This window comes from Ochrobactrum sp. EDr1-4, from assembly GCF_049199085.1.
In the GTDB taxonomy this organism is placed as follows: domain Bacteria; phylum Pseudomonadota; class Alphaproteobacteria; order Rhizobiales; family Rhizobiaceae; genus Brucella.
Window position 1 is genome coordinate 374368 of record NZ_JBLZOF010000001.1, and the last position, 12369, is coordinate 386736.

Sequence of the window (12369 nt, forward strand, 5' to 3'; positions counted from 1 at the left end):
TCCCGGTCGGCATAAAAACCAACTCGAACAGTGCCGAATCCGGGTAACTAGGGCAATTCGCCGCAAAGCAATCATCGTAAAATGCGGCTTTTCAAGCATGCCCGTGCATAGAGGAAATAATAGCGATGCGCCTTGCGCATATCTAAGTAAAACGACTCACATCTTTTCAAAAAAATTATGTCAGAGGCGTCCAGCTTCCATCCGCATTACGGCAAGCTGTACCACGCGCGCTTTGCGGCGCACCAGCTATTGTGAAACTGTGCGTATATTGACGGCAATTCTGCGACCCGACCTGATAAGGCTGCGCGGCTGTTACATCACCAGATGTAGAAGCACCACCGCTCCATGAAACGACCTTACCCGCCGGCGAATATTCAAGTGCACGATATTCTGCTTCAAGCGCTTTTTTACGATCAGCCGCAGTCAATTGCCCAACGGAACTGCCAAGCAGGCCGTTACCTAACGACGCAAGAAGGTCCGGGCGCGTTTCTGTCTTTGAAGAAAGTCCGCCAATTGACGTCAGCCCACCGCCCTTGCCGCCGCTAGATGTTCCACAGGCAGAAAGCGTAAGCGCGATAGACGCGATCAAAAGCGGAGCAGAAAACCTAGAAACCATCATCATAATAAACCGGCCTTCATAAAGATGAGCATGCATATTATCGCAAAATGCAGCTGTCATCCTAACCTTGTAGTGAGCCTTGCGGCAAAAACAACTCTCAATCTTCAGTCAGCGGCAACACAACGCGTACAGCAAGTCCACCCATATTGCTTTTTGCAAGATGCAAACTTCCACCATATTCACGCACAGTATCCTGAACGATTGCCAAACCAAGACCGGTGCCGGGCTTGGTTTCGTCGACACGATTACCCCGCTTTAATGCCGCCTCTATTTTGTCTGGAGCAAGGCCCGGGCCATCGTCCTCAATCAAAATCTCAAACTGACGTTTCACATCTACCGTTGTTCGGAGCGTGATTTTTATACGCTTACGCCCCCACTTACCCGCATTTTCGAGAAGATTGCCAACGATCTCTTCCAAGTCTTCCTTTTCACCAGCAAAGACTGCACCCGGCAAAGCGTTCTTAAAACTGAGATTGAAAGACGGATTGAGTTTGACCGTCACCCGCTCCATGCGCTCCAGAACTGGCGTCACCGGCGTTCTGAACACAACGCTATCGCGCTGCGCTGCAATGCGTGCGCGTTGCAGATAATGCTGTATCTGCACTTGCATCGCTTCGCTTTGTTCAAGAATGACGCGCCCCTGCTCACCGCCCATGCTTCGCGCTTCATTGGCAAGAACTGAAAGCGGCGTTTTCAGCGAATGCGCGAGATTGCCAACCTGCGTTCGCGAACGCTCGACAATACGACGGTTGTTTTCAATCAGTGCATTCATTTCTTTGGCAAGTGGAGCAATTTCTATGGGCAGTGACGTATCTAATTTTGCTGAGCGCCCTTCGCGAATGTCCGCAAGTGCCTGACGCACCTTGTCGAGCGGACGGAGTCCAAACAGAATAATTCCAGCATTGATGAAGACACTGCCAAGGCCAAAAATCGCAAGGTAAAAAGCGAGCTTTCTCCGGAAGTCCGAAATTTCACTGATGACTTCACTTAGATTGCCCATCACGCGAAAGCGCGCAACACGATTATCATTATCCAGAACGACTTCGGTTTCGACAATGTAAAGCTCTTCGCCGTTCAACCCCGGCAAAGTGTAGCTACGCATGAAAGAGCTGTCGAAAGGCACCTGCGATACCGGGATTTCTGGAACGAGGCGCCCAATTGACGATAGAGATTGCAGTTTGCCGCTTACATTTTTGGAAATAGGATCAACAGACCAGTACCAACCAGAAAGCGGACTGGAATAGCGCAATTCGCCCAGTTCCGGACGCCCCTGAAGGGTGCCATCTGGCGTTATGCTGACCGCGCCAACGAGACTGAACAGATGGGCCGTCAGCAATCGCTCGAAATTGTTACGCGCCGCATCACCATAAAGTGTGCTGATAAGCGTTGCCACGACGACAAGTGCGATAATGACCCACAGCGTCGAAAGCGTAACAACGCGGATAGCCAGCGAACGCAAAGGGGGGAAAACGCGAAGAAGCTTCAGTTCCCGCTCCCTTTCACATCTCCCTGCCCATCAGACCGCATACGATAGCCCATGCCACGCACGGTTTCGATCAGATCAACGCCCATTTTCTTACGAAGACGACCGACAAAAACTTCAATCGTATTAGAATCGCGGTCGAAGTCCTGATCGTACAAATGCTCGACCAGCTCGGTCCGCGATACCACCTCATCCATATGATGCATGAGATAAGACAGCAGGCGATATTCGTGCGATGTCAGCTTGAGTGCTACACCATCGACACTGGCCTTTGAGGTCTTAGTATCAAGATGAAGCGTACCACAAACCAGCTCAGAAGATGCATGTCCTGCCGCGCGTCGGATGAGCGCGCGCAATCGCGCCATGACTTCTTCGATATGAAATGGCTTCGCGACATAATCGTCTGCGCCAGCATCTATACCAGCGACTTTATCGCTCCACCGATCGCGTGCGGTCAGCATGAGAACTGGCATTGCACGACCATCACGCCGCCAGCGTTCGACGACGCTGATACCGTCCATCTGTGGCAGACCTATATCGAGGACCACCGCATCATAAGGTTCGGTGTCACCAAGATGATGACCTTCCTCACCGTCGAACGCGCTGTCTACGACATAGCCTGCGCTCGCCATCGCATCAGAAAGCTGCCTGTTGAGATCTTTATCGTCTTCAACGATCAGAATACGCAAGCCATATTCCCTTGCTTAATGCCGTAGCAAAGCCGCTTATTGTGCGGGTACGGCCACTTCAACGCGACGCGGACGTTCGCCATCACGTCCTGGTATAAGTACCACGACCACACACATGGCTCGGCCATTTTGCGTTGTCGGCGTTGATTTAGCCAACTGGCCGCCCTGCGAGGCAGCCACTTGCTCGCCAACTGCCGCGCAATCAGCGGCGGCAACGACAAAGACGTTTGACTTTTGAGGCATCGTAATTGGTAGGGCACCGGCACTGACCGGCAACAGACCAATGCTAACGGCCAGAAGCGCGAAAATTTTGAGAGCAGGGTTCTGTTTCATCATGTCCCTTATATAGCGCCTGTCAGCTGAACGATGCATGAACGATACACTCCGCCGAAGGACACAAAGGAAATTAAGCCCATAAAATAGCAAATGCCTCATATTAAGACAGCGACTATTTAAACCATTGTTTTTACACATAAGATCATCCGGAGCATCCGTCAATATTCCGGGATCAAGCATATTCAATAACCCTGCTATCACGGTTTATAAAATTATGAAATGCGCGAAGTTGCCCCTATCCGACCAAAAATGGCGACAAGGCCGGCGATTGCGGTAGCGAGTTGCAGCAATACATCAGTCAGTGCACCTTGATCTACCGCTTCACTGACAAGACCAAACGCACCTGCAAGCGACAAAAACAACGCGACAAGTCCAGCCCAGACAGTGCGGGAGAGATACCAGGCTTTATCATCAGACATGAGATTTCCTCTTACATTAAGAATTGCTTTGAATTTGAATTGAGGCAAACTCGCCAGCCCCAACTCTCGGGCTTAACATTGCAATCCGAATTTCGAATGGACTGGTTCCAACCTCAGCAAATCGCGCGGCACTCGGATATATCCACGATGCAGTTGATACTTCTATAGTCCTCACGCGCACTTCTGACTGCCAGACTTCCACGCCATAATTTTCGCTGTCCTCGCCAAGCGGTATGTCTGCACCCATCCAGCTATCAGCATCAATCCGTCCGCGTCTGATCCAGCTAAGCAACAGATCACCATTGCTAAGCTGTTCAGCCTTGAGATGCACAGGACTCAGCGGTCTCAATGCCTGCAAGCCACCAATCGCTTTGACCGTATCGAAATATTCATCCGAGAATGACTTACCTGCCGCGCCTATTCGCCAGTTAAGTTCCAGTCCAATTTCCGATGACGTCAGACCAATGCCTAGCACGCCGCCGTCAAACAATATGAATGGAGTGCCCGCTGGCTTTTCAAGCCATGCTGCCGATTCAGTGCCAAGCTGTCCACGCAAAAGATTGCTTAACCGCCAATGATTTTGCCCGATCTCATCAGCTTCCAAAAACTGAATCACCTCCCATTTTTCATCGGGAGATTTGATCACCGCCATATTCACACCATTGAGGATTTGAGCGAGTGACTTTGATTGCAATTCACCCGAATAAAGTGCCAACTCTATCGTCTGCGCATTGATCATCCGTCCACTTGCCCCACTTGCTAGCGGCGCAGTCAGCTCGCCCATCACTGTCCGTTCCGTGATGAGGCTGCGTTCGGCAAAACCGTCGCCTGTTGGAGATGCATAGGCTGCCACCCCTCGCCATGGCTTGGCATGAGCGGCAATGCGGAACTGACCGGCAGAGTCTTCTGCACCGGGACATAACGGCAAATCAATGAGATGGAAAATCGGCTTCATATCCGAAACCGGTTCGCCTGGAGGAAGCTGCGGCGTCTCTCCCCTATCTGCAAAAACAACATTCGGTGCAAGGGCCACCGCCTTAACCGCACGAACTTCACCATCTTCCAACGAGGAAACGATGTAGTTACGCCCACCGCCCAGCATATTAAGTCGCACCCGATCGCCGACATGAAGGGCCGCTTCTGACCATGGCAGTGAGAAACTTGCCGTCCGACGCTCGGCATAGCGGCGCGCCATCCACGCCTCTGCGAATGCGCTCGCCTGCCCCGGTTCCATGGAACCAGATAAGCTGAGGCTTTCGGTGCCTTGTCCAGAATCGCGTCGCACCGATGCACCAACCACCTGAAAATCACGCAGTGGGTCGTTGCAATAGAGTTCTGCCACCGAAGGTAAGTCACCCTGATCTTCAAGAACTGCAGTCAGTGCTTCGCCATCGGTCGGTTCAACAAGCGTCGCCGCGACGTCAAGTACAGGAGCCGCACGACCAATGCTGCGAAACACAAATTGACCAGCCTGCTCAAAGCCGTGAATACCGAAGACATTCATCAGCGGTTCCAGTACACCGCGCGCCGTGCTTGGCTCTCCAATAACAAATCCAGTCAGATGTCCGTCTACGCCCGAGCAGTCAGCAGTCGGCAGGCCAAAGTCTGCAAGAATTGCAGCAATGAGTTCATCCACGGCGACCCCGCTGATACGGCCATTCAGCCAGTGACCCAGCCGCCAGTTTGGCGTATCGCCCCAAACATCACCTTTGAGCGGAAACTCCGGAAACGGCCTCGTGTCCCATGACCAGAGATAGATGCGATCCATGTCAAGCATCGGCCCACCATAGACGGGAGAGACCGGATTATGATCCGGCCAATACTGATAATGTGCTCGCAAAAAGCGATCCATGGCAATATCAGAACGTGCCCCATTCGAAAAATAGGGCGTCGCGTTTTCCGACGATTTCGGATCAGGGAAGACATTGGGCTGGTTCGGCCCCTTATCGACAGCTGGACAGCCGAGTTCAGTAAACCAAACCGGCTTTGATTGCGGAACCCATCCTGTTGACGCGGACACTTCCGCACCATCCACCCGGTTATAATGCGGGTTACTCCACCATGAGCAAATGTCTTTGTATCGGTAAACCCACGGTTTGCCTGCCATGCCGTCGGTGATAGGCGTGCGATTGCGCGCTATCCGGTCTTGGCCACTTGCATAATACCAGTCGAAGCCTTCACCAGATTCGATGTTGCTGCTCAGACCATCAGGATCATAAGCGCCTTCAAAGCCATCCGGGTTACCACCATCAAGATCACTATCGCGCCAGTCGGCAAGCGGCATATAATTGTCGATACCAATCGCATCGATTGCCGGATGCGCCCAAAGCGGGTCTAGGTTGAAATAAAGATCGCCGGTGCCGTCCTGCGCCTGATAGCCGAAATATTCAGTCCAGTCCGCGCCGTAACTAATACGGCAGCTGGCTCCAAGTTTGGTGCGAATTTCAGCAGCCAGCGCGCAAAGATGCATGACGAACGGGAAACTCTCGCGGCTTTCACGAATGCTGGTTAAGCCCCGCAATTCGGAGCCCAGCAGAAATGCATCCACCCCACCCGCCTGAAGCGCAAGATTTGCACAATGATTCAGAAAACGCCTGTAACCCCATGTTCCATTAACGAAAGCTGCGATCTGATTGGCGGCTTCTTCGGTCTTATCCGGCGAGCCAGCAACACCGATGGCAGGGTGACAGGTGATACGTCCGCGCCACGGATAGACTGACTGCCCTGTTCCGCCATCTGGGGATGGCAACTGATTATCAACAGGAATATCCATCATGATGAAAGGATATAGCGTCACTTTCAAGCCACGCGCTTTCGCATCGCGAATAGCATCAATCACACTCTGATCAGATGGTGTGCCGCCGTAGGCGGCGCCCTCACCGCTCGTGGAAATCAGATGTGCTCCACTGCGCGTGACATTTTCAACTTTCCACGTCTGGCTTGATGACGACGAACTTTGATGTGTGACTCCCGGCCTGATCATACATGATCCGGCACGCAGATCATTGCCAAACCACGGCAGAACGATTGCAACATGCTGGAGTTGCGGACAAAGCGCCTGCAATTCATCCATCGCGACGGTCCAGTCGCTGCGTCCGCGCTTTGCATTGCGGTTAAGCGTCCTGCGCTCACCCGGAAATGGTTGATCGGTTACGGGAGATGGTGACAAACCAAATTCCGTCGAGCCGGGAATGAGCGCGATAGCACGCACATCGCGCGCGACTTGTCCTACAGGGCGCAAAACCTCAAACTGAAATTGCGGCAAACGATTACCATACACATCAAGCGGAATGCGCTCGAAAACCACATAGGCCGTTCCACAATAGGCGGGAGCATTGCCTGTGCCCTGCTTGGCTTCAATCAGTGGATCTGGCTGCTGTGTATTGGTGCCACGATAAATACGCATTTCGATCTCGGTGAGATCAAGCTCCTGCCCATCAGCCCAGACACGACGAATGCCAGCGATTTCGCCTTCCGCGACCGCATAAGCCATATTGCCAAAATAGCTATAAGAGGTGACTTTTGGTCCACCCTTGCCGCCCTGCCGCTCTGTGGTTTTCTTTTCCTCAAAACGTGTGGCCCAGATCAACGTGCCCGAAAGCCGTGCCGTACCATAAACGAACGGCAAAGCGGCGCCTTCCTCAGCCGTTGCGACGCGGCCGCTATTGAGGCGAGCGCCTTCCATATGGCGGGTTGAGTTGATAATGGCCGTGTCGATAGCATAGCCACCCATAGCGCCAAGCCCCGCGCCAATGGCAGCACCCACAGGGCCAAAAATACCACCAACGGCAGCGCCTACGGCTTGCAGAACAACAGTCGCCATTGCTTAACTTTCTGGTTCAGGGAAAATAAAAATTCCGGCAATACGCTTGCGCCATTGCGGGACCAGCGCCGAAGACATCACGCGATGCCCCTCATAGGCATGGATGAAACGGTTCTCGCGCGCCATAATGCCAAGATGCTTGGCAGCCACATCGGAGCGCCAGCGGAAGATGAGCAGATCACCCGGTTGCGGATCAGTCTCGCTGCGCTGCTGCATGTGCCGGGATGCCGCCTCTATCAGCGGCTCACCTATTGCTGCCTCGGCCCAGTCAGGCGCGTAGGTAGCAGGCGTCTCCGGCTCTACACCATAAAGCGCGCGCCAGATGCCCCGCACCAAACCAAGACAATCACAGCTTATGCCGCACGTAGAAGCACCATGCCGGTAGGGTGTGCCAATCCAGCGCTCAGTCTCGCCCAAAACTCTTTCGGCAATCATCATGGGACCAGTGCACTCCCATCATATTCATTACCGCCGCTCACATAGGCAAAGGCTGCATCATTTCCGGGGAGATGTGGGAAGCCGCGAAAATTCGTAACATTGGCAAACTTCGCCTTACAGGCGGCAAAGCTTTTGTCGCATCCAGCAACAAGACGAAACGTATCGCCCGATTTTGCAGCGAGCACCGGTGGCTCTGTAAGGCTCAGATTGTTGCTGCTATGTGCTACAACGCGCACCGATGCGCCCCGATTGTCGCCGCTTATCCATGTGAGCCGGCCCTGTGTAAACCAGCCGCTGGCAAAACCTTCAAGACCGGCGACCCTTAGAATAGCACCCTCAGCGCTGGTCACAGAACCATTCGCAAAAAAGCGCGGATCACTGATGCTAACGCCGCAGCGCTCGTCACCCAGCACGGCATCACACTGGCGCAGAACACGTCTGCCGCAGACAGCATCAAAGGCCGCCGCAGCGCCCTTCAACTCTATTACAAAGCGACCACCTGAACGAGTGATCGCGCCCACGGTCCAGCGCCGCAAAAGCATATGCTGGTCCGGCGCATTCCAGTTGACGAGATAGCTTTCAACAATAGCGCCATCAAAGCGCCCCTGCTCAATGTCCGTCTCGCTGATGCGTGAAGAGGACAACACACCCTCCACATCGCCACCAGCGATTGCAAGGCCAAGCGTCGTCGTAGCTTCACTGCTGTTGAGACCTGTCAGCGGTTCGCAGGAAACCCCATCGAGATCTAGCGTCTGATCGTGGTCCGTAAAGCCCATGACCACCTGATCGGAACGTCTGATAAGCCATGCAAAGCAATGGCTTGTTACTTCGCCCTTCAGATGTGATTCAAGTTGCGCGGGAACAGGGATCATGCCTTGACCTCAATGATAGGAATGGAAGGAATTTCACCCGCCTGAAAGGAGGTAATGCTGGCTGTCAGGCGATCTGTGTCGAAGCGTACCGGCACATCGAAAAGAAAGCCCGCCGTCACCTGAGCGCCCCCGGCAGGCACATAAGTTTGAGTGAAAACTACAATCCCAGTGGCATGATCGAGCGTATAAGCCTCGCCCTCATTAAGCTTCACACCCTCAACGCCAATCAGCACCGATCCCATGACGGGACGTGTGACCGGGCGGCTGTAAGCCTCATATTGTTTGACCAGCTGAAAGTGCGGGGTAGCACCATCACCAGTTCCAATGCGCTGATCATTATATGAGGGTGCAGCAGTTCCCGTCGCCGATGAAAAATCAAACGGATCACTGAAGCGGAATGCATGCAGCGACCCACGTCGTGCCTCGAAGAAGGCAAGCACTGTTTTCAGATCATCCAGCGAGCGCAAGCCTGTACCTGCATCGAAATGCCTGCGTGAATGCGCCCAGCGCGCATTGCGCTTTTCCATGCCGGATGTGAGCGTAACAATTTCATTGCGCCATTCGGTTCCAGTGGTTGAGCCAAAGGATACGCCGAGCGGAAAGCGAACATCGTGAAAAGCTTCCATCTCACATTCTCCGCGCGCCGCGGCGCACAGCACCCGCAAGCATGGTGGAAAGCTGCGCTTCTGACTTTCGGAAGGAAGATGCGTCAGGCGATGTCATATTGAAAACAACCTGCACGGGCTTGCCGCCATTGCCACCAGTGGCAACGCCCAGCCTGCCATCAGCACCACGCGCCAGGGGAAGGATCGCTTCCGCACCCGCCTCACCCGTCAAACCCAGCGAGCCGTTGCCCATGCCAAAATAAGTGGGGCTTGAAACCACCCCACCTTTTGCGAAAGGCATGATGCCCCGGATGCCCCCCAATACACTCGTCATCAACGAAGAGCCCAGGCTCTGTAGCGGCTGAAGTCCGGCTGACAATGCCGATCCCGCCAAACTGCTCGCAAGTCCGCGCAGCACATCCTCCAGCCCTTTGCCGGAAACGACAGCACTTTTAAGGGCAGTCGTCAGGCTCGTTCCAAAGCTCGACGAGCGCTTTTCAAGATCGGTCAAAGCGCGATCAAAAGCACTCGTATCCGCCTCAACGGAAACGGTTACAGTTTCATCTGTCATGTTTAATCACCTGTCGGGAAAGGCATGCATCAGCGCGTCGAGTGTCGCGCGCGAAGGAGCATTTTTGCTCTGCGAAACGGGGCTGAGAACAGCGCCAAGTTCGCGTGGGGTCATTGCCCAGAAGTCTTTTGAAGAAAGCCGCAGCAGACCAAATCCCGCACGCATCACCTCTTCCCAAGGAAAAGGCTGACGTGAAGGAGATGATTCAACTGCGGCACTTAAGGGTTTGAAGGAGAATCGCTTTCTGCGGTTCCAAAGGTAGCGGTCAGCAGTGCTGAAACAATGCGCGCATAGCCGCTTGCACCGCCATCAGCACGCATTTCAGCCACGTCTTCAAGCGGCACATTGTGTCCGCCACCTTGCAGTCCCGCGCAAATAATGCGTTGCATATCGAAGGCCGAAAGCTTGCCGCTGGAAAAGCGTGCAATCAGGTCGGAAAGATTGTCTGCCTCGAAAGCAGACTCCAGCTGTGCCAGCGCACCCAGCGTCAGGCAGAGTGTCCAGTCGCGACCATCGAGTTGTGCCGCAACCTCGCCGCGATGGCGATTGACCATCACAGCGCTTCTCCAAAGGCGATCAGCCCTGCGGATTCAAGCGCAATTTCAAAGGTTACTTCCGCATCGTGATTGCCGCCATATTCCAGAGCAACGATCTGAAACGCTCCGGTGATCGTTCCAAAATCCGGCAACACAATCTGCCATTCACGAATTTCGCCATTGAAAAAGATACTGCGGATAAGAGTATCAGAAGGTGCATCCTTGAAGATACCTGATCCGCTGAGGGAAGCGCGCTGAACACCACTGCCTGCCAGCAATTGCCGCCATCGACCGGCGGCGTCCGCATCCGTCACATCGACAGTTTCCGCATTGAAGGCAATACGTTTGGTGCGCAGACCCGCGCAGGTTTCAAACTGCTCTGTGGCGTGCGCAATTTTCAGCAAGATGTCCTTGCCACGTTGAGCTGTCATATTTTGCTCCTGTATTAGTTGGCCGGTTCTGTCACGGCCCGATAGCGCATGGTGCCGAGATAGCTGCCAAACCCGTCTGTGTTGCGCGCCAGAACTTCGGTCAGCATCAGATTAATGATGCGATGGCCGTCCAGATCAAGCGGTTCTTCATCGAGCCGTGTCGCGATGCGTCCGGCAATGTCGAGTACGCGTTTGCGTCCTGCTTCGCGCGCCCATATCTGAATATTCAGAAAATGCTCGCCGCCCGGCTCGCTTGCCGTGCTCCAGTCCTTGCTAAGCGTTTCGCCCAACGTGACGTAAGGAAAAGGCGTCTTTGGCGGCACATGGTCATAAACATGCTCGCCGCCAAGTGTTTCGATGAGTTCTTCGTCGTTCTTCAAGGCGTCATAAAGTGCTTTCTGCAATGCTGCCGCGCCATTCTTCATTCTGTTCCCCGCTTGGTTTTTCACGCTCACGTTGGACGCTCATTCGCCCGAGAGAAATATCTTCCCGCACTGCCGTCTGCCGGAACCGCAAAGCGCGTATAAGACCGTCAAAGGTCAGTTTCATCGTCACATTCATCGCCCCTCCTCGACTGCCAAACAGATGAGATAACGCCCCCGTTCATCCGCATCGTGAACTGCACGAAGCGAAAAAATGCGCCCGCCTTTGCGAAAGCGTTTGTCCGAGGAAATATCGTCGCGATAACGCACCAAAATACGGTGGGTTATCTCTGGGCGTGGGCGAATGCCGAAGTCACGTTGACTGTTGGATACAGGCTCAATGCGCCCCCACACTGTCCCAATTTCAAACCATGTCTCTCGATAACCACCCATGCCATCAGCAACGGGCTGCATGGCCTCAAGGGCCAGCTCTGCTGTGAGCTGTCCCGGATCAATAAACAGGACATTGTTCATAGAGATATGCGCCGCCAGCTATCGACCATTTGTCCAACCATGGCAGGCAGTTCCGTTTTTGCTTCAGCAAGACCTGCGCGGTTTTCGTAGAGGTGCGCGGTGAGCGTCAGAATAGCCTGCTTGAGCGCATCCGGCACTTCAACGCCGGTTTCGCCGAAGCCCGCAATGAAGTCGATCTCCAGACCACAGAACGTCTGTGCGTCGGGATATTGTGCCATGTAAACACGCTGCGGACGACGCCCATGCTGAAGCATAAACTCTTCTGGTTCCATGATGATCGCACTGCCATCGGGACGATATGCCACCACGGATGTCACGAGCTTCACCGGATATTTGAACAGCGCCAAACGACCTGAGCGCGGCCAGCGATCAACGCGCAGACGCCATGTTTGGTCAACCAAAGCTAACCCTGTATCCGCCTCGACCATCTCGCGCGCTGTCTTGATGATACGACGCAAGATCTCATCTTCGCTTTCGGTCGAAATTCTTAAAAATGAGCGTGCATCTGCAATCGTCACCGGCTCCAATGCCGGCGGCGTGACAAGAAACATTGTCATGTATTTTCCCCTTAAATAACTCTCAAATCAGATAGTTACGCATGGCACCCCAGAAAGAGATTCAACGCGTTCGCAAATTGAATCTAGCTGCCAA

15 protein-coding genes and 1 pseudogene are annotated in these 12369 nt (G+C 53.8%); all 16 read right to left on the reverse strand.

The genetic code is table 11. The annotated features are described in order from the left end of the window. Window positions 1–175: 175 nt before the first annotated feature. The 16 genes and pseudogenes from ACOZHT_RS01895 to ACOZHT_RS01970 all read right to left on the reverse strand — a co-directional run bounded on the left by ACOZHT_RS01895 (window position 176) and on the right by ACOZHT_RS01970 (window position 12275). Window positions 176–622 (reverse strand): hypothetical protein, encoded by a 447-nt coding sequence (locus ACOZHT_RS01895; RefSeq protein ID WP_339508146.1) that lies wholly within the window; start codon window positions 620–622, stop codon window positions 176–178. 94 nt (window positions 623–716) lie between these two features. After that, window positions 717–2027, reverse strand: a complete 1311-nt coding sequence (locus ACOZHT_RS01900; RefSeq protein ID WP_339508902.1) for an ATP-binding protein — start codon at window positions 2025–2027, stop codon at window positions 717–719. Between the two features lie 74 nt (window positions 2028–2101). After that, window positions 2102–2791, reverse strand: a complete 690-nt coding sequence (locus ACOZHT_RS01905; RefSeq protein ID WP_339508144.1) for a response regulator transcription factor — start codon at window positions 2789–2791, stop codon at window positions 2102–2104. Between the two features lie 36 nt (window positions 2792–2827). Then, window positions 2828–3124: a hypothetical protein gene (locus ACOZHT_RS01910; protein ID WP_339508901.1), complete on the reverse strand. Its 297-nt coding sequence runs from the start codon at window positions 3122–3124 to the stop codon at window positions 2828–2830. A 215-nt stretch (window positions 3125–3339) separates the two neighbouring features. Then, window positions 3340–3546: a hypothetical protein gene (locus tag ACOZHT_RS01915; RefSeq protein ID WP_339508142.1), complete on the reverse strand. Its 207-nt coding sequence runs from the start codon at window positions 3544–3546 to the stop codon at window positions 3340–3342. Between the two features lie 16 nt (window positions 3547–3562). After that, window positions 3563–7369 carry a baseplate multidomain protein megatron gene (locus ACOZHT_RS01920; protein ID WP_421565291.1) on the reverse strand — a complete coding sequence of 1269 codons (3807 nt, stop codon included), beginning with the start codon at window positions 7367–7369 and terminating at the stop codon, window positions 3563–3565. A 3-nt stretch (window positions 7370–7372) separates the two neighbouring features. Beyond that, on the reverse strand, window positions 7373–7807 hold the full coding sequence (locus tag ACOZHT_RS01925; RefSeq protein WP_339508138.1) for an NlpC/P60 family protein: 435 nt from the start codon (window positions 7805–7807) through the stop codon (window positions 7373–7375). Further along, the gene (locus ACOZHT_RS01930) at window positions 7804–8679 is read right to left on the reverse strand and encodes a DUF2163 domain-containing protein (RefSeq protein WP_339508137.1); all 876 of its coding nucleotides are present in this window, start codon (window positions 8677–8679) and stop codon (window positions 7804–7806) included. Before ACOZHT_RS01930 ends, ACOZHT_RS01925 begins: the two co-directional genes overlap by 4 nt. Continuing rightward, on the reverse strand, window positions 8676–9305 hold the full coding sequence (locus ACOZHT_RS01935) for a phage distal tail protein, Rcc01695 family (protein WP_421565292.1): 630 nt from the start codon (window positions 9303–9305) through the stop codon (window positions 8676–8678). The genes ACOZHT_RS01930 and ACOZHT_RS01935 overlap by 4 nt, the downstream gene beginning before the upstream one ends. A gap of 1 nt (window position 9306) precedes the next feature. After that, a complete protein-coding gene (locus ACOZHT_RS01940; RefSeq protein ID WP_339508135.1) occupies window positions 9307–9855 on the reverse strand; it encodes a phage tail tape measure protein in 549 nt (182 codons plus the stop codon). Window positions 9856–9861: 6 nt separating this feature from the next. Beyond that, a pseudogene (locus ACOZHT_RS01945) lies at window positions 9862–10029 on the reverse strand (rcc01693 family protein); the annotation flags it as partial. 44 nt (window positions 10030–10073) lie between these two features. Continuing rightward, the gene (locus tag ACOZHT_RS01950; protein WP_339508134.1) at window positions 10074–10409 is read right to left on the reverse strand and encodes a gene transfer agent family protein; all 336 of its coding nucleotides are present in this window, start codon (window positions 10407–10409) and stop codon (window positions 10074–10076) included. Beyond that, complete coding sequence (locus ACOZHT_RS01955) at window positions 10409–10822, reverse strand: phage major tail protein, TP901-1 family (protein ID WP_339508133.1); 414 nt, start codon at window positions 10820–10822, stop codon at window positions 10409–10411. Before ACOZHT_RS01955 ends, ACOZHT_RS01950 begins: the two co-directional genes overlap by 1 nt. A gap of 14 nt (window positions 10823–10836) precedes the next feature. After that, window positions 10837–11247, reverse strand: a complete 411-nt coding sequence (locus ACOZHT_RS01960; RefSeq protein WP_339508132.1) for a DUF3168 domain-containing protein — start codon at window positions 11245–11247, stop codon at window positions 10837–10839. A gap of 132 nt (window positions 11248–11379) precedes the next feature. Continuing rightward, window positions 11380–11718: a phage head closure protein gene (locus ACOZHT_RS01965; protein WP_421565293.1), complete on the reverse strand. Its 339-nt coding sequence runs from the start codon at window positions 11716–11718 to the stop codon at window positions 11380–11382. After that, complete coding sequence (locus ACOZHT_RS01970) at window positions 11715–12275, reverse strand: head-tail connector protein (RefSeq protein ID WP_339508130.1); 561 nt, start codon at window positions 12273–12275, stop codon at window positions 11715–11717. Before ACOZHT_RS01970 ends, ACOZHT_RS01965 begins: the two co-directional genes overlap by 4 nt. Window positions 12276–12369: the final 94 nt, after the last annotated feature.